The organism is Thermomonospora cellulosilytica (assembly GCF_014138835.1).
GTDB lineage: Bacteria > Actinomycetota > Actinomycetes > Streptosporangiales > Streptosporangiaceae > Thermomonospora > Thermomonospora amylolytica.
The window spans coordinates 5,658,925-5,674,952 of sequence record NZ_JACJII010000001.1 but is presented as its reverse complement, the minus strand read 5'-3'; the positions used below and the strand labels follow the sequence as shown (position 1 = coordinate 5,674,952).

Annotated in this window: 17 protein-coding genes; 14 read left to right on the top strand and 3 right to left on the bottom strand. The window is 73.5% G+C overall.

From position 1 onward, the window contains the following. Nucleotides 1-27 precede the first annotated feature (27 nt). From HNR21_RS26750 to HNR21_RS26725, 6 genes are all read left to right on the top strand, one after another. Nucleotides 28-1,281, top strand: a complete 1,254-nt coding sequence (locus HNR21_RS26750) for a glycosyltransferase family 2 protein (protein WP_119729840.1) — start codon at nucleotides 28-30, stop codon at nucleotides 1,279-1,281. Nucleotide 1,282: 1 nt separating this feature from the next. Further along, nucleotides 1,283-3,337 (top strand): right-handed parallel beta-helix repeat-containing protein, encoded by a 2,055-nt coding sequence (locus HNR21_RS26745; protein WP_182707380.1) that lies wholly within the window; start codon nucleotides 1,283-1,285, stop codon nucleotides 3,335-3,337. Next, nucleotides 3,334-5,289, top strand: coding sequence for a right-handed parallel beta-helix repeat-containing protein (locus tag HNR21_RS26740; RefSeq protein WP_182707379.1), 1,956 nt, complete (start codon nucleotides 3,334-3,336; stop codon nucleotides 5,287-5,289). The genes HNR21_RS26745 and HNR21_RS26740 overlap by 4 nt, the downstream gene beginning before the upstream one ends. A 13-nt stretch (nucleotides 5,290-5,302) precedes the next feature. Continuing rightward, on the top strand, nucleotides 5,303-6,454 hold the full coding sequence (locus tag HNR21_RS26735) for a right-handed parallel beta-helix repeat-containing protein (RefSeq protein WP_182707378.1): 1,152 nt from the start codon (nucleotides 5,303-5,305) through the stop codon (nucleotides 6,452-6,454). Between the two features lie 50 nt (nucleotides 6,455-6,504). Then, on the top strand, nucleotides 6,505-7,836 hold the full coding sequence (locus HNR21_RS26730; RefSeq protein WP_182707377.1) for a UDP-glucose dehydrogenase family protein: 1,332 nt from the start codon (nucleotides 6,505-6,507) through the stop codon (nucleotides 7,834-7,836). 100 nt (nucleotides 7,837-7,936) lie between these two features. Next, nucleotides 7,937-8,536 (top strand): hypothetical protein, encoded by a 600-nt coding sequence (locus HNR21_RS26725; protein WP_312881308.1) that lies wholly within the window; start codon nucleotides 7,937-7,939, stop codon nucleotides 8,534-8,536. Here HNR21_RS26725 and ybaK read toward each other — a convergent pair. Both ybaK and HNR21_RS26715 read right to left on the bottom strand, forming a co-directional pair. Then, entirely contained in the window at nucleotides 8,420-8,911 is a 492-nt protein-coding gene (gene ybaK, locus HNR21_RS26720) for a Cys-tRNA(Pro) deacylase (RefSeq protein WP_182707376.1), read from the bottom strand. The two genes, HNR21_RS26725 and ybaK, sit on opposite strands and share 117 nt — an antisense overlap. A 43-nt stretch (nucleotides 8,912-8,954) precedes the next feature. Beyond that, nucleotides 8,955-9,617, bottom strand: coding sequence for an LON peptidase substrate-binding domain-containing protein (locus HNR21_RS26715; RefSeq protein ID WP_182707375.1), 663 nt, complete (start codon nucleotides 9,615-9,617; stop codon nucleotides 8,955-8,957). 149 nt (nucleotides 9,618-9,766) lie between these two features. Between HNR21_RS26715 and hisD the strand changes: the two genes are divergently transcribed. Genes hisD through hisF form a run of 8 tightly spaced genes read left to right on the top strand, consistent with a single transcriptional unit; the run spans nucleotide 9,767 to nucleotide 15,512 of the window. Beyond that, nucleotides 9,767-11,107, top strand: a complete 1,341-nt coding sequence (gene hisD, locus HNR21_RS26710) for a histidinol dehydrogenase (RefSeq protein WP_182707374.1) — start codon at nucleotides 9,767-9,769, stop codon at nucleotides 11,105-11,107. After that, the gene (locus tag HNR21_RS26705) at nucleotides 11,104-12,204 is read left to right on the top strand and encodes a histidinol-phosphate transaminase (RefSeq protein WP_119729847.1); all 1,101 of its coding nucleotides are present in this window, start codon (nucleotides 11,104-11,106) and stop codon (nucleotides 12,202-12,204) included. Before hisD ends, HNR21_RS26705 begins: the two co-directional genes overlap by 4 nt. Continuing rightward, the gene (gene hisB, locus HNR21_RS26700) at nucleotides 12,201-12,794 is read left to right on the top strand and encodes an imidazoleglycerol-phosphate dehydratase HisB (protein ID WP_119729848.1); all 594 of its coding nucleotides are present in this window, start codon (nucleotides 12,201-12,203) and stop codon (nucleotides 12,792-12,794) included. Before HNR21_RS26705 ends, hisB begins: the two co-directional genes overlap by 4 nt. Before the next feature lie 4 nt (nucleotides 12,795-12,798). Further along, nucleotides 12,799-12,969: a CG2302 family histidine operon protein gene (locus tag HNR21_RS26695; RefSeq protein WP_182707373.1), complete on the top strand. Its 171-nt coding sequence runs from the start codon at nucleotides 12,799-12,801 to the stop codon at nucleotides 12,967-12,969. Continuing rightward, the gene (hisH, locus tag HNR21_RS26690) at nucleotides 12,966-13,595 is read left to right on the top strand and encodes an imidazole glycerol phosphate synthase subunit HisH (protein WP_182707372.1); all 630 of its coding nucleotides are present in this window, start codon (nucleotides 12,966-12,968) and stop codon (nucleotides 13,593-13,595) included. The genes HNR21_RS26695 and hisH overlap by 4 nt, the downstream gene beginning before the upstream one ends. A 35-nt stretch (nucleotides 13,596-13,630) precedes the next feature. Continuing rightward, entirely contained in the window at nucleotides 13,631-14,350 is a 720-nt protein-coding gene (gene priA / locus HNR21_RS26685) for a bifunctional 1-(5-phosphoribosyl)-5-((5-phosphoribosylamino)methylideneamino)imidazole-4-carboxamide isomerase/phosphoribosylanthranilate isomerase PriA (RefSeq protein ID WP_119729850.1), read from the top strand. Further along, complete coding sequence (locus HNR21_RS26680) at nucleotides 14,347-14,745, top strand: RidA family protein (RefSeq protein WP_182707371.1); 399 nt, start codon at nucleotides 14,347-14,349, stop codon at nucleotides 14,743-14,745. Before priA ends, HNR21_RS26680 begins: the two co-directional genes overlap by 4 nt. Further along, nucleotides 14,742-15,512: an imidazole glycerol phosphate synthase subunit HisF gene (gene hisF, locus HNR21_RS26675; RefSeq protein WP_119729851.1), complete on the top strand. Its 771-nt coding sequence runs from the start codon at nucleotides 14,742-14,744 to the stop codon at nucleotides 15,510-15,512. Before HNR21_RS26680 ends, hisF begins: the two co-directional genes overlap by 4 nt. 230 nt (nucleotides 15,513-15,742) lie before the next feature. Here the strand turns inward: hisF and HNR21_RS26670 are convergent, their stop codons facing one another. Next, nucleotides 15,743-16,009 carry a DUF1876 domain-containing protein gene (locus HNR21_RS26670; protein WP_119729852.1) on the bottom strand — a complete coding sequence of 89 codons (267 nt, stop codon included), beginning with the start codon at nucleotides 16,007-16,009 and terminating at the stop codon, nucleotides 15,743-15,745. Nucleotides 16,010-16,028 lie beyond the last annotated feature (19 nt).

Sequence of the window (16,028 nt, the reverse complement as noted above, 5' to 3'; positions counted from 1 at the left end):
GGGCAGTGTGTGCCGGGGGAGGGGCCTTTGTCGTCTTTTTCGGAATTCATCGAGGACGCCTACACGCGGGCGGTGGCCGACGGGGACTGGCGCACGCTGGTGCCGCTCGGGCTGGCCGGCCTGCTGGTGTGGTCGCTGTGGATCTACCGGGTGGTGCTGTCGCGGCTGGCCAGGCCGATCGTCAACGACTTCCGCACCACGGTGTCGGTGGTGATCCCGTCCTACCGCGAGGATCCCGACATCCTGATGCGCTGCCTGGACAGCTGGCTGGCCCAGGACCCCACCGAGCTGATCATCGTGGTGGACGTGGGCGACGCCGAGTGCCAGCGCCGGCTGGCCACCGTCGAGGATCCCCGGCTGCGGGTGCTGGTGTTCGAGCACGCCGGCAAGCGCTCTGCGCTGGGCGTGGGCATCCGCGCCGCCAACTGTGAGCTGGTGGTCTTCGCCGACTCCGACACCTGGTGGCGGCCGGGACTGCTGGAGGCGGTGCAGATGCCGTTCGTCGACCCCGACGTCGGCGGGGTCGGCACCCAGCAGAACGTCTACCAGCGGCACACCAGCGTCTGGCGGCGGATCGCCGACTGGCTGGTCAACCTGCGCTACCACGACTACGTCCCGGCCATGGGCAGCAAGGGCGGGGTGGCCTGCCTGTCCGGCCGCACCGCCGCCTACCGCCGCTCGGTGATCCTGCCCGTGGTGGACAACCTGGAGAACGAGTTCTTCCTGGGCCGCCGCTGCATCGCCGGTGACGACGGCCGGCTCACCTGGCTGGTGCTGGCCTCCGGCTACAAGACGGTCCACCAGCCCACCGCGCGGGCGGTGTCGATGTTCCCCTCCTCGTTCCGGGCGTTCGTCAAGCAGCGGATCCGCTGGAGCCGCAACTCCTACCGGTGCTACCTGACCGCCCTGTGGAAGGGCTGGCTGTGGAAGACGCCGTTCGTCACCAAGGTGACCGTGCTGCAGATCCTGCTCACCCCGGTCACCATGGGCATCACGCTGGCGTACCTGCTGTTCAGCCGGCTGGAGCTCACCCCGCTGGGCGTCGGGCTGGCGGTGGGCTGGCTGCTGCTGGGCCGCGGCGTCCGGGGCTGGTCGCACCTGCGGCGCCACCCCGGGGAGATCTGGCTGCTGCCGCTGCTCACCCTGGTCGTCATCATGATCGCCCTGCCGATCAAGCTGTACGCGTTCGTCACGATGAACAAACAGGGGTGGCTGACCCGTACCTCGGACCAGGTCGGCGGCGCCGGGCAGACCGCCGCCACGCTGCAGGGAGCGGCCTGACATGGGCGGCGGGGCCGCCGGCGGCGGAGCCGGCCGCAGGACCCTCGCGGCGACGCTGACCCTGGGCCTGGTGGCCGTGCTTGGCGCGGGCGCGGCCACCGCTCACGCCGCTCCCGGGCCCACCGACGGGCCCGGGAGCGGCGTCACCCGGCCGGATCCGGCCACCGACGGGCCCGGGAGCGGCACCGTGACGCCGGACCCCGCCGAGGCCGAGCCGGGGGGATCGGCCGACCCGACCCCGGCCGAGGTCGGCGCGGTCGACCCCGCCGACGCCGCCCGGCAGGCCGCGCTGGTCGACCGGGAGGACCAGCGGATCATCCAGACCCGGGCGGTGCTGGCGGCGATGCTGCAGATCGGCGGGACCGAGTCGGGCCGCTGGAAGCAGCCGCAGATCTACGGCTCCGCGCACGGCAAGACCCTGGTGCTGCCCGAACGCGGCGACGGCGCCGCGTACACGATCAGGGACCTGGCGGCGGCCGGGGGCGGGAAGTACTTCCGGCGCCTGCCCGACGGGTCCTACCTGCTGGGCATCCACGTGTTCGTCGCCGACGGCGCCGAGCTGGTGCTGGAGAGCGGCGACCGGCCGCTGGTGATCAGGATGGGCAGCATCCCCGGCGCGTTCGCCTCCGTCGTCGGGTTCGGCGGCGTCGTCCGGATCATCGGCACCCGGCGCGCCCCGGTCACCGTCACCAGCTGGAACGCCCAGACCCGGCGGCCCGACACCCGGCCCGAGGACGGCCGCGCCTACATCCGCGCGGTCGGCGGCGAGTTCGAGATGGAGCACGCCCACGTCTCGCACCTGGGGTTCTGGAGCGGCCGCACCGGCGGCATCGCCCTCACCGGCACCGACCGGCCGACCAGCGCCGCCAAGCACCGCACCAAGGAACAGCGGCAGCAGGACAAGCGGCTGCGCATGCGGCGCAACCAGGAGGGCCAGGGCGGCGCCGGCGGCGGACCCGGGGACGTGGAGCTGGGCCCCGCCGGGCAGGGCGGCGGCACCGCCTCCCACGTGCCCGCCGAGGAGCTGGTGACCGGTTCCATCGAGAACAGCGCCATCACCGGCAACGCCTACGGGCTGTTCGTCTCCGGCTCCAACCAGACCCAGATCAGCGGCAACCGCGTCACCGGCAGCCTGGTGCACGGCGTGCTGCTGCACCGCTTCGTCAAGAACGCCACCGTCGAGAACACCACCGTCACCGGCAGCCGGGGCGACGGGTTCGTGCTGTCACGGGCCACCGAGAAGGTCCGGGTCGTCGGCTGCACCGCCGAGCGCAACGGCCGCAACGGGTTCACCCTCAACGGGCAGGCGCTGGCCGCCGGGCCGTCGGCGGCCGGCGAGCCGCTGAGCGACTTCGGCGACAGCTCGGTCAGCGGCGGCACCGCCCGCGGCAACGCCCGCTACGGCGTGGAACTGCTCGGCGGTCGCAAGCTGGCCGTGCAGGGCAGCCGGATCACCGGCGGCGACATGGGCATCGTGGTCCGCGCCGGGGCCGCCGACGTGCGGCTGTCCGGCAACACCCTGACCGGGCAGCGCCGGCACGGGATCGCGCTGCGCGACGGGGTCACCGGGGCGGCGGTCAGCGGCAACTCCATCACCGGCCCGGTCACCGGGATCTACCTGCGCTCCTCCACCGGGACCATCGTCGGCAACACCATCACCGTCGCCAGGGCGCCCAGGGCGCACGGCATCTCGGTGCTGGGCGACGCCGACGGCACCCAGATCACCAGCAACACCGTCCGCGGCTCCGGCACCAGCGCGGTGCACGTCTCCCGGGCGCACGGCGACGTGGAACGCGACGACAACGACCTGGACGGCTGGCACGACACCTCCACCCTCTGGATGAAGGCGCGGCGGTTCGTCAAGCCGATGAACCTGGTCTGGGCGGGCGTCTTCCTGCTGGTGATCGTCTCCATGGTGCGCTCCCGCGACGCCGGTCCCCGGCTGCGCCGCGGATCCCACCCGTACGCGCCCCAGCGCCGCCTGGACCACCGCCCCGCCCAGGTGCTGCAACGCCGTCCGCACCAGCCGTCCACGGGGGAGAGGGCCCTGACATGACCGACACGACCCGCCGGGAGGCGCCCCGGCGCCGCAGGCGGCGCCGGGCGCTGACGACCGTGCTGGTGCTGGCGCTGTCCGGCGGCGGCACCTACGCCTACCTGTCCTACGACCGCGCCGAGCCGACGCCCGGGGTGAACGACGTGGCGCCGCAGGACGCCCAGCAGCAGGCCACCCTGGTCGACCAGGAGGACCTGCGGGTCATGCAGACCCGGGCGGTGCTGTCCTCGGCGCTGGCGCGCGGCGGGGCCCGCGCCGCCCAGGTCCGCCAGCCGCACATCGCCAGCTCGGCCAACGGCCGCACCCTGGTGCTGACCGCCCGCAGCGCCCCCTACTACGTGGCCGACCTGGAACGCTTCGCGCAGGAGGACTTCCAGCGCCAGAGCGACGGGTCGTACCTGCTGAGCATCAACCTGTTCGTGGCGCACGGCGCCAAGCTGGTGCTGCAGAGCGCCACCGGGCCGCTGGACCTGCGGCTGTCCAGCGAGCCGGGCGCGTTCACCTCGATCGTGGGGTTCGGCGCCAGCATCCGCGTCAACGGGTCGGCGCAGAACCCGGTCCGCATCACCAGCTGGGACGCCCAGGCCGGCGCGCCCGACACCCGCGTCGCCGACGGCCGCGCCTACATCCGCGCCATCGGCGGCGAGCTGCGGATGCGCCACACGCACGTGTCCCACCTGGGGTTCTGGAGCGGCCGCACCGGCGGGATCGCGCTGACCGGCTCGGACCGGCCCAGCGACTCGGCCGAGGACGTCCAGAAGAACCGGTGGCGGCCGGAACGGCGCACCGTGCTGATGCCCGACGGGCGGCGCGAGACCACCGGCGGCGGTATGGACGCCATCGAGGTCGCCCCGGCCCGCGGCGGCGCCGGGACCGGCTTCCAGGTGCCGTCGGCCAACCTGGTCACCGGCGCCATCGAGAACAGCACCGTCACCGGGAACGCCTACGGGATCTTCATCACCGCCTCCAACCGGACCGGGATCCGCGACACCACCGTCACCGGCAGCCTGGTGCACGGGGTGCTGATGCACCGCTTCGCCCGCAACGCCACCATCGAGAACACCACCGTGCGCGGCAGCCGCGGCGACGGGTTCGTGCTGTCGCGGGCCACCGAGAAGGTCAGCGTCACCGGCTGCCTGGCCGAGGGCAACGGCGGCAACGGCTTCACCCTGAACGGGCTGCCGCTGGCCGAGGGGCCGTCGGCGTCCGGGGAGGCCACCGAGGGCTTCGGGGACAGCTCGGTGATCAGCAGCACCGCCCGCGACAACGGCCGGTACGGCATCGAACTGCTCGGCGGGGTGGACCTGGCGGTGCAGACCAGCCGGGTCGTCGGCGGCGACATGGGCATCGTGGTCGGCGACGGGGCCCGGGGCGTGCGGGTCTCCGGCAACGAGCTGACCGGGCAGCGCCGCCAGGGCATCGCCGTCCGCGACGGCGTGACCGGCGCCCGGATCAGCGGCAACATCATCCGGCAGACCCGCACCGGGCTGTTCGTCCGGGGCTCCAGCGCGCAGATCGACGGCAACACCGTGCACGCCGCCACGCTGCACGGCGTCAGCCTGGTCGGCCCCGCCGGCGGCACCCGGATCAGCGGCAACACCTTCGGCGGGGCCGGCCGCAGCGCCGTCGACCTGCTGCGCGCCACCGGCCCGGTGGACGCGCGCAACAACAACACCTGCGGCTGGCGCGACACCGCCGACCTGACGACGCAGATCAGGCGGATCGCCAAGCCCATGAACGTCATCTGGGCCGGGGTGTTCCTGCTGGTGGTGGTGTCCGCGCTGCGCTCGCGCAACGCCGGGCCGCTGATCGGCCGCCGCGGGGCGCACCCCTACGAGCGCCAGCGCCGCCTGGAGCACCGCCAGGCCGTCCCGCTGCCCACCCGGGCCGCCCGGACCGCCGCGGGCGCCGGCGAACGGCACGATGAGCTCAGCGGCGCGGGCACTCGATAGGGACGGGACCTCGATGACCGACAGGATCGATCTGAAGTTCGTCGCCGGGCTGCTGGTCGGCGCGCTGCTGATGGCGGGCCTGGTCGCCTGGCTGATGCGCGACGGCGACGGCGGCGACGAACGGCCGGCCGGAGCGAGCGGCCGGGCCGCGCCCGGCACCGGCGCCCCGCCGGCCGACGACGGGGGCGAGGGGGACGACGGCGGCGACGGCGGCGACGAGCCGTTCGCCCCGGCGGGCCCGCCACCGGCCCACCGGGTCCCGTCCGGGGAGGGGCGCATCGCCTGCCCCGAGCCGACCCGGACCGTCGAAAGCGCCGAGGACCTGCACGAGGCCCTCAGGACCGCCCGGCCCGGCGACACCATCCGGCTGGCCGACGGGACCTATTCCGGGAAATTCGTGGCGCGCGCCTCGGGGACCCCGCAGAAACCGATCCACCTGTGCGGCGGGCGCGGGGCGATCCTCGACGGCGGCGGCGTCAAGAAGGGCTACGGATTCCACCTCGACCGGGCCGGCCACTGGCGGCTGGTGGGATTCACCGTGCGCAACAGCCAGAAGGGCGTCATGGCCGACGCCACCACCGGAACGGTCGTCCAGGACCTGCAGGTGCACGACATCGGCGACGAGGCCGTCCATCTCCGCAACTTCTCCAGCCGCAACACGGTGCAGTACAACCTGATCTACAACACCGGGCTGCGCCGCGAGAAGTTCGGCGAGGGCGTCTACCTGGGCACCGCGGAGAGCAACTGGAAGCGGTTCTCCGGCGGGAGGATGGACCGCAGCGACCACAACGTGGTGCGCGGGAACGTGATCCGGGCCGTCGCCGAGGCGGTGGACGTCAAGGAGGGCACCACCGGCGGCCGGATCGTCGGGAACGTCTTCGACGGGTCCGCGCTCGGCGGCTCCAAGCACAACGACTCCTGGGTCGACGTCAAGGGCAACGGATACCTCGTCGAGGGCAACCAGGGGTTCGGCACCAACGAGGACGGGTTCCAGACCCACGAGATCGTCGAGGGCTGGGGCACCGGCAACACCTTCCGCGGCAACGTCATCGACCTCGGCGACGGCGGCGGGGTCGGGATCAACGACACCGCCGGCGGCAACACGATCGCCTGCGACAACAAGGTCACCGGAGGCCCGCTCACCAAGGACGGGCGATGCGGCTGACGCCGGCCTCCGCGACATCACGGCGCGGCGCCGACACGACAGGAGAACCCATGAACACCGGACGAACCCCCCGCCTGACCGTGATCGGCACCGGCTACCTGGGCGCCACCCACGCGGTCTGCATGGCCTCGCTGGGCTTCGAGGTCCTCGGCGTGGACGTCGACGCCGGCAAGATCGGCAAACTGGCCTCCGGGCAGGTGCCGTTCTTCGAGCCCGGCCTGCCCGAGCTGCTGGCCAAGACCCTGGAGACGGGGCGGCTGCGCTTCACCACCTCCTACGAGGAGGCCGCCGAGTTCGGCGACGTGCACTTCATCTGCGTCGGCACCCCGCAGATGCCCGGCTCGGACGCCTGCGACATCTCCTACGTGGACGCCGCCGTCACCGCCCTGGCCCCGCACCTGACCCGGCGGGCGCTGGTGGTCGGCAAGTCCACCGTCCCGGTCGGCACCGCCGCCCGGCTCACCCACGTCGTCCGCGAGCTGGCCCCCGCCGGCGAGGAGGTCGAGCTGGCCTGGAACCCCGAGTTCCTGCGCGAGGGCTATGCCGTCGACGACACCCTGCGCCCGGACCGGCTGGTGTTCGGGGTGGCCTCCGACCGGGCCCGCGACACCCTGGCCGCCGCGTTCGCCCCGATCATCGAGGCGGGCACCCCGGTGGTGACCACCGACCTGGCCACCGCCGAGCTGGTCAAGGTGGCCGCCAACTCGTTCCTGGCCACCAAGATCTCCTACATCAACGCGATGGCCGAGGTGTGCGAGGCCACCGGCGCCGACGTGCGCGACCTGGCCACCGCGCTGGCCTACGACGACCGGATCGGCGGCCGGTTCCTGCAGCCGGGCCTCGGGTTCGGCGGCGGCTGCCTGCCCAAGGACATCCGGGCGTTCGCGCACCGCGCCGAGGAGATCGGGGTGGGGCAGGCGGTGTCGTTCCTGCGCGAGGTCGACGCCATCAACCGCCGCCGCCGGTCCCGCACCGTCGACCTGGTCCGCGAGCTGCTCGGCGGGCGGCTGGACGGCAGGCGCATCGCCTGCCTGGGCGCGGCGTTCAAGCCCAACTCCGACGACATCCGCGACGCCCCCGCCCTGGACGTGGCCCGCACCATGCACGGCCTGGGCGCCTACGTGCGGGTGTACGACCCGGCCGCGCTGGACAACGCCCGCCGCGCCTACCCGGAGCTGCGGTACGGCGAGAGCGCCATGGACGTCGCCCGGGACGCCGACGTGGTGGTGCTGCTGACCGAGTGGGCCGAGTTCCGCCAGATCGACCCGCACGCGATGGCCGAGGTGACCGCCCACCGCCGGATCGTGGACGGCCGGCACGCCCTGGACGCCGAGGCGTGGCGGGCGGCGGGCTGGGAGTACCGCGCGCTGGGCCGTTCCTGAGATCCCCGCAAGGTCCCGCAGGCCCGGCGATCGTCCCGGGGAGGCCGATACCCTTTCCCAGGGGGACACGTCGACGTGTCATGGTCACAGGGGAGCGCGAGTGGGCCGACCGGGCGTACGGGGGTTGCGGATCTGGGCGGTCACCACGCTGCTGCTGGCGGTCTGCGGCCCGCCGCTGGGCCTGCTGTGGGCGGCCTGGGCCCCGCCGGTCCGGTACGTGCTGCTCGGCGGCTCGGTGGAGCTGGCCGACCCGGAGACCCAGGCGCTGATCGCCACCGACGGGCGGTTCGCGGCGATCGCCGCGGCCGCCGGCCTGCTCAGCGGGGTGCTGGCCTATCTGGCCGGGGGCCGGGACAACGACGTCCCGCTGGTGCTCGGCCTGGGCACCGGCGGGCTCGCCGGGGCGCTGCTGGCCTGGTGGGCGGGGCACCAGGCCGGGCCGGACGACCTGGGCGCGGCGCTGCGGGCCGCCGCCGGCCGGGCCGTGGAGGGCCCGGCCGACCTGCACGCCACCGGGGTGGTGGTGTTCTGGCCGCTGCTGGCGGTGGCGATGTACGGGATGCTGGAGGCCGCCCTCGGCCGGCTAGCCCCGCGCGATCCGGGCCACGGCGGCGCCGACGAGCCGTACCAGATCGCCGGGGGCCAGTTCGATCTGCAGGCCGCGCCGGCCGGCCGAGACGAGGATCGTGGCGAACCCTGACGCGGAGGAGTCCACCACGGTCGGCAGCCTGCGGCGCTGCCCGAGCGGGCTGATCCCGCCGACCACGTAGCCGGTCGCCCGTTCGGCCGCCGCCGGGTCGGCCAGCTGCGCCTTCTTGCCGCCCGCGGCGGCGGCCAGCGCCTTGAGGTCCAGCTCGCCCGACACCGGCACCACCCCGACCGTCAGGTTCCCGTCCACGGTGGCGACCAGGGTCTTGAACAGCCGTTCACGCGGCACGCCGAGGGCGTCGGCGACCGCCGCGCCGTAGTTGTCGACCCCGTGGTCCACGTCGTAGGTGTGCAGGGTGTAGGCGATCCCCGCCCTGGCGGCGGCCACCGTCGCCGGGGTTGCGCCCCCCTTGCTCTTCGAGCCCATGCGGGCAGTGAACCACCTGCCGCCGATCTTCCGCGCCCCGATTTCAGTTGGGGTGCACGGCGCCGTCGAGGAACTGCCCGGCCGGGACCGCCGGCAGCACCTCCAGCAGCCGGATCTCCCGTTCCAGCAGGTCCTGCTCGGCGCGCAGCCGCAGCGCGGCGTCCTCGGCCTCCAGCAGCCGCTGCTTGTCGTCGCGGTCCAGCACCGCCGCCGCGGCGACCAGGTACGACAGCCGCACCGGGTCGTCCGGCAGCTCCAGCGGCTCGCCGGCCTCCGCGCCCGCCGACAGCAGCCGCTCCCGGTAGGCGTGGAACAGCCGGGCCACCCGGGCGGCCGCCTCCGCGGCGCCCTCGCCGGCCTCCTCGCCGAGGTACTCCACGTCCCCGACCAGGTACGGCCCCGACCGGTCGATCTCCTTGAGCCGGAACCGGGCGGTGCCCACGGTCACCACGTCGAACCGGCCGTCGGGGTGCGGCTGGACGGTGTGCAGGTCGGCGGTGCAGCCGACCGGGGCAAGCCGGCGGGCCGCGCCCTCGCCGACCTCGTGGCCGAGCTCGATCGCGACCACCCCGAACCGGCGCGGCTCGGGCATCTCCAGCAGGTCCCGCATCAGCAGCCGGTACCGCTCCTCGAACAGGTGCAGCGGCAGCACCAGTCCCGGGAACAGCACCGTGCCCAGGGGGAACAGCGGCAGGCGTGCGGTCACACCGCCAGCCTACGCCTCAGTAACGATCATGACAGCGGTGGAATTCTCAGATGGTGAAGCGCGCCCGGCACGGTCTCGCTCCCCGGCGACACGTCTCAGGACCCGAGACCGGTGCCCGATCCGCGGGCGGCCCTCCGTAGACTGGAGCGGTGATCTCCCGTATCGACCTGCGCGGATCCCTGCCCGGCGATCTGCGCTCCGTGCTGCCCCGCGCCGAGCTCGACGTCGAGGCCGCCCTGGAGAAGGTGCGGCCCATCTGCGAGGACGTGCGCCATAGGGGCGCGGCCGCGGTGCGGGAGTACACCAAGCGGTTCGACGGCGTGGACCTGGAGACGACGCGCGTCCCCACCTCGGCGATCGACCAGGCCCTGGCCGGGCTGGACCCGGCGGTCCGCGACGCCCTGGAGGAGTCGATCCGCCGCGCCCGGCTGGTCCACCGCGACCAGCGCCGCACCGACGTCACCACCCAGGTGGTGCCCGGCGGCACCGTCACCGAGCGGTGGATCCCGGTCGACCGGGTCGGCCTGTACGTCCCGGGCGGCCGGGCCGTCTACCCCTCCAGCGTGGTGATGAACGTCGTGCCCGCGCAGGAGGCCGGTGTGGCATCCTTGGCGGTGACCTCTCCGCCCCAAGTCGATCTCCCCGCTGGTCTCGACCAGCGGCCCCATTGCGGTGGTGGGCTGCCACACCCGACGATTCTGGCTGCATGCGCGCTGCTTGGGGTGGATGAGGTTTACGCCGTCGGTGGGGCGCAGTCCATCGCGATGTTCGCCTACGGCACCGAGGAGTGCCGCCCGGTCAACCTGGTCACCGGCCCCGGCAACATCTGGGTGGCCGCCGCCAAGCGGCACCTCAAGGGCGTGATCGGGATCGACTCCGAGGCCGGTCCCACCGAGATCGCGATCCTGGCCGACGCCACCGCCGACCCGGTGCACGTGGCCGCCGACCTGATCAGCCAGGCCGAGCACGACACGCTGGCCGCCGCGGTGCTGGTCACCGACAGCGTCGAGCTGGCCGGACGGGTCGAGCGGGAGCTGGCCGAGCAGGTCGCCCGCACCAAGCACGTCGAGCGCATCACCGAGGCGCTGCGCGGCAGGCAGTCCGGCATCGTGCTGGTCGACGACCTGGCGGCCGGCCTGGCGGTGGTCAACGCCTACGCCGCCGAGCACCTGGAGATCCAGACCGCGAACGCCCGCGAGGTCGCCGCCCGGGTCCGCAACGCCGGGGCGATCTTCATCGGCCCGCACTCGCCGGTGTCGCTGGGCGACTACCTGGCCGGGTCCAACCACGTGCTGCCCACCGGCGGCTGCGCCTGCCACTCCTCGGGACTGTCGGTGCAGTCGTTCCTGCGCGGCGTCCATGTGGTGGAGTACGACGAGCGCGCGCTGGCCGAGGCCACCGCCCGGGTGGTGGCGCTGGCCGAGGCCGAGGACCTGCCCGCCCACGGGGCCGCGATGAAGGCCCGCTTCGACTGGGGGATCCCCGAGTGACGTCCCTGAACGACCTCCCGATCCGCGACGACCTGCGGGGCCGGGAGCCCTACGGCGCGCCCCAGCTCGACGTCCCGGTGCGGCTGAACACCAACGAGAACCCGTACCCGCCGTCGCCGGAGCTGGTGAAGGCGCTGGGCGACGCGGTCGCCGAGGTCGCCTCCTCGCTCAACCGCTACCCCGACCGGGACGCGGTGGCGCTGCGCGCCGACCTGGCCGACTTCCTCAACCGCGACACCCCGGGCGCGGACCTGACCGCCGAACGGGTGTGGGCCGCCAACGGCTCCAACGAGGTCATCCAGCAGATCCTGCAGGCGTTCGGCGGGCCGGGCCGCACCGCGCTGGGCTTCGAGCCGTCGTACTCGATGCACCCGATCATCGCCCACGTCACCGGCACCCGGTGGATCAACGCCCAGCGCGACGAGGACTTCGGCCTCGACCCCGGCAAGGCCGTCGCGGCGATCGAGGAGCACCGTCCCGACGTGGTGTTCCTGACCTCGCCCAACAACCCGACCGGCACGGCGCTGCCGCTGGAGGCCATCGAGGCGGTGCTGGCGGCGGCGCCCGGCATGGTGGTGGTGGACGAGGCGTACGGGGAGTTCCGCCGCGAGGACACCCTGTCGGCGCTGGAACTGCTGCCCGAGCACCCCCGGCTGATCGTCACCCGGACCATGTCCAAGGCGTTCGCGATGGCCGGCACCCGGCTGGGCTACCTGGCCGCCGACCCCGCGGTGATCGAGGCGCTGCTGCTGGTGCGGCTGCCGTACCACCTGTCGTCGGTCACCCAGGCGGTGGCGCGCACCGCGCTGGCGTACGCCGACGAGCTGCTGGGCTCGGTGGACACGCTGCGCGCCGAGCGGGACCTGCTGGTCGGCTGGCTGCGCTCGCAGGGCCTGCGGGTCGCCGACTCCGACGCCAACTTTGTGCTGTTCGGCACGTTCCCTGACCGCCGCCGGGTATGGCAGGCGATGCTGGACCGGGGAGTGCTGATCCGCGAGGTCGGCCCGCCGCAGTGGCTGCGGGTCACCGTCGGCACCTCCGCGGAGATGGCGGCGTTCCGCTCCGCCCTGACCACGGCCTTGAAGGAGACACAGTGAGCCGCATTGGTCGCGTCGAACGCGGCACCAAGGAGACCACCGTCGCCGTCGAGATCGACCTCGACGGCACCGGTCAGGTGGACGTGGCGACCGGAGTCGGCTTCTTCGACCACATGCTCGCCCAGCTCGGCAAGCACGGGCTGTTCGACCTGACCGTCAAGACCACCGGCGACCTGCACATCGACAGCCACCACACGATCGAGGACACCGCGATCGCGCTGGGCCAGGCGTTCGCGCAGGCGCTCGGCGACAAGGCCGGCATCCGCCGGTTCGCCGACGCGTCGGTGCCGCTGGACGAGACCCTCGCGCAGGTCACCGTGGACATCGCCGGGCGGCCCTACCTGGTGCACAGCGAGCCGGAGAACATGGCGCCGATGATCGGCCCGGACTACGACACCACGCTGACCCGGCACATCTTCGAGTCGTTCGTGGCCAACGCCCGGATCGCGCTGCACGTCCACGTCCCCTACGGCCGCAACGCCCACCACATCGTGGAGGCCCAGTTCAAGGCGCTGGCCCGGGCGCTGCGCGACGCGGTCGCGTTCGACCCCCGGGTGCAGGGCGTGCCCTCGACCAAGGGGGCGCTGTAACGCCATGGAGATCGGGGGCCTGCACTTCACGTACGTCAACGTGGCGCTGTTCGGGCTGGCGGTCTTCTTCCTGATGGGCGTGATCAGCTTCGTCAGGCAGGGGATCAAGGTCGGCGCGCTCATCCTGCTGGCGCTCACCGCGCTGGCCTTCACGGCGGGAGCGCTGCGGCTGTGAAACCCAAGGTCGTCGTACTGGACTACGGCTCGGGCAACCTGCGTTCGGCCGAACGCGCGGTGGCCCGCGCCGGCGCCGAGGTGACCGTCACCTCCGACTTCGACGCCGCGCTGAACGCCGACGGGCTGGTGGTGCCCGGCGTCGGCGCGTTCGCGGCGTGCATGCGGGGGCTGCGGGCGGTCCGCGGCGAGCAGATCGTGGGCCGCCGGCTGGCCGGGGGCCGTCCCGTGCTGGGCATCTGCGTCGGCATGCAGATCCTGTTCGAGAAGGGCGTCGAGCACGGCGTCACCACCGAGGGCTGCGCCGAGTGGCCCGGCACGGTGGAGCGGCTGAACGCCCCGATCCTGCCGCACATGGGCTGGAACACCGTGCGGGCGCCCGCGGACTCGGTGCTGTTCCGCGGCCTGGACCCGGGCACCCGGTTCTACTTCGTGCACTCCTACGGGGTGCGCCGCTGGGAGCTGCCGCCGGGGCGGCTGACCCCGCCGATCGTCACCTGGGCCGAGCACGGCGAGCCGTTCGTGGCCGCGGTGGAGAACACCGCGCTGTGCGCCACCCAGTTCCACCCGGAGAAGTCCGGCGACGCGGGCGCCCAGCTGCTCCGCAACTGGCTGTCCACCCTGTGACCATCCCCACGACTCGCACGACAGATGGGTTCGCGATGACACTGACGCTTCTTCCCGCCGTGGACGTCGCCGACGGCCAGGCCGTCCGGCTGGTGCAGGGCGAGGCCGGCACCGAGACCTCCTACGGGTCGCCGCTGGACGCGGCGCTGGCCTGGCAGGCGGCCGGGGCGGAGTGGATCCATCTGGTGGACCTGGACGCGGCGTTCGGCCGGGGCTCCAACCGGGAGCTGCTGGCCGAGGTGACCGGGCGGCTGGACGTGAAGGTGGAGCTGTCGGGGGGGATCCGCGACGACGCCTCGCTGGAGGCGGCGCTGGCCACCGGCTGCGCCCGGGTCAACATCGGCACCGCCGCGCTGGAGAACCCCGAGTGGTGCCGCAAGATCATCGCCGAGTACGGGGACCGCATCGCGGTCGGCCTGGACGTGCGGGGGACCACCCTGGCCGCCCGGGGCTGGACCCGCGAGGGCGGCGACCTGTGGGAGGTGCTGGCCCGGCTGGAGGACGACGGCTGCCCCAGGTACGTCGTCACCGACGTCACCAAGGACGGCACGCTCCGCGGCCCCAACGTCGACCTGCTCCGCGAGGTGTGCTCCCGCACCGACAAGCCGGTGATCGCCTCCGGCGGGGTGTCCTCCCTGGACGACCTGCGCGCCCTGGCCGCGCTGGTGCCCGACGGCGTGGAGGGCGCGATCGTCGGCAAGGCCCTGTACGCGCAGGCGTTCACCCTCGAAGAGGCCCTGGAGGCGGTGAAGTGACCCGCCGGGTCGGTTCGGGCGCGCCCTGGGAGCGCGTCGTCGGCTACAGCCGGGCCGTCGCCGCGGGCGACCACGTGTACGTGACCGGCTGCGCCCCGGTGGACCTGGCCGACGGCAAGGTGCTGCACGAGGGCGACGCGTACGCCCAGGCCAAGCAGTGCCTGGCCAACGTGGCGTGGGCGCTGGAGCAGTTCGGCTGCTCGCTGGCCGACGTGGTGCGGACCCGGATCTTCGTCACCGACATCGAACGGTGGGAGGAGTACGGCCGGGCGCACGGCGAGGTCTTCGGCGAGATCAGGCCCGCCACCTCGATGGTGGAGGTGTCCCGCCTGATCGACCCGGCGATGCTGGTGGAGATCGAGGCCGACGCCTACAGGCCGGGGGTGGGCCGATGAGCGTCGCGGTACGCGTGATCCCCTGCCTGGACGTGGACGCCGGACGGGTGGTCAAGGGCGTCAACTTCCAGAACCTGCGGGACGCCGGCGACCCGGTGGAGCTGGCCCGGCGCTACGACGCCGAGGGCGCCGACGAGCTGACGTTCCTGGACATCACGGCCTCCAGCGCCGACCGGTCCACCACCTACGACGTGGTGCGGCGCACCGCCGAGCAGGTGTTCATCCCGCTGACCGTGGGCGGCGGCATCCGCACCGTCGAGGACGTGGACCGGCTGCTGCGCGCCGGCGCCGACAAGGTCTCGATCAACACCGCCGCGATCGCCCGCCCCGAGTTCCTCCGCGAGGCCGCGCACCGCTTCGGCTCCCAGTGCATCGTGCTGTCGGTCGACGCCCGCCGCGTCACCGGAGACACCCGAACCGAGTCCGGCTTCGAGGTCACCACCCACGGCGGCCGCCGCGGCACCGGCATCGACGCCATCGAGTGGGCCCGCCGCGGCGAGGAGCTCGGCGTCGGCGAGATCCTGCTGAACTCCATGGACGCCGACGGCACCAAGAACGGCTTCGACCTGGAGATGCTCCGTCAGGTCCGCGCCGCCGTCACGGTCCCGGTCATCGCCAGCGGCGGCGCCGGCGCCCTGGACCACTTCCCCCCGGCCGTCGCCGCCGGCGCCGACGCCGTCCTGGCCGCCAGCGTCTTCCACTTCGGCGACCTCAAGATCCCCGAGGTCAAGGACACCCTCCGCGCCGCCGGCCACCCCGTCCGCTAGTCACTCAGGACTCTGCACCCCAAGTGGCCCAGGGCCCGCATCCTCGCAGCCACGGGTGACCTCGCACCCGACGGTCCTGAAGGCCGCCGCGAGCGGGCACGCGTGGTCGTGAGGAGGAGCGGTTCAAGATCGCGAGGAACGAGCGATCTTGAACCGCGACGACGAACGGCCGCGCGTCCCAAGGCCCGCGAGCCGCCGCGCCGGAGGCGCGGCCATGAACACGCGCGCGACTAATGAGTAAGCCGGACCTTGCGGTGCTCTATCCGGCTGATCTCCTGGGCGGCGGCGTCCAGGAGGCCGTGGGCGAGTTCGGCCAGGGCGCGGGACACCGCCAGTTCGTCGCCGATGCTGGGTACGTCGGCGTCGCGCGGGTTGCGGCGGGCGATGCCACGGCCGGTGAGGGTGTTGTCGGGCGTGGTGAGGCGGGCCTCGGCCTCGGTGTAGCGGTCCTGCTCGGTGATGTCGACGGTCAGCTGCCAGCTCTTGTTGGCGTGCATGATTCCCCCCGTTGTGTGC

What these genes read in the sequence shown, in the direction of transcription:
- priA (WP_119729850.1), top strand. Translation starts at nt 13,631, where the DNA reads ATGACACTGACGCTTCTTCCCGCCGTGGACGTCGCCGACGGCCAGGCC.
- HNR21_RS26740 (WP_182707379.1), top strand. Translation starts at nt 3,334, where the DNA reads ATGACCGACACGACCCGCCGGGAGGCGCCCCGGCGCCGCAGGCGGCGC.
- HNR21_RS26695 (WP_182707373.1), top strand. Translation starts at nt 12,799, where the DNA reads ATGGAGATCGGGGGCCTGCACTTCACGTACGTCAACGTGGCGCTGTTC.
- HNR21_RS26735 (WP_182707378.1), top strand. Translation starts at nt 5,303, where the DNA reads ATGACCGACAGGATCGATCTGAAGTTCGTCGCCGGGCTGCTGGTCGGC.
- HNR21_RS26670 (WP_119729852.1), bottom strand. Translation starts at nt 16,009, where the DNA reads ATGCACGCCAACAAGAGCTGGCAGCTGACCGTCGACATCACCGAGCAG.
- ybaK (WP_182707376.1), bottom strand. Translation starts at nt 8,911, where the DNA reads ATGGGCTCGAAGAGCAAGGGGGGCGCAACCCCGGCGACGGTGGCCGCC.
- hisF (WP_119729851.1), top strand. Translation starts at nt 14,742, where the DNA reads ATGAGCGTCGCGGTACGCGTGATCCCCTGCCTGGACGTGGACGCCGGA.
- HNR21_RS26730 (WP_182707377.1), top strand. Translation starts at nt 6,505, where the DNA reads ATGAACACCGGACGAACCCCCCGCCTGACCGTGATCGGCACCGGCTAC.
- HNR21_RS26745 (WP_182707380.1), top strand. Translation starts at nt 1,283, where the DNA reads ATGGGCGGCGGGGCCGCCGGCGGCGGAGCCGGCCGCAGGACCCTCGCG.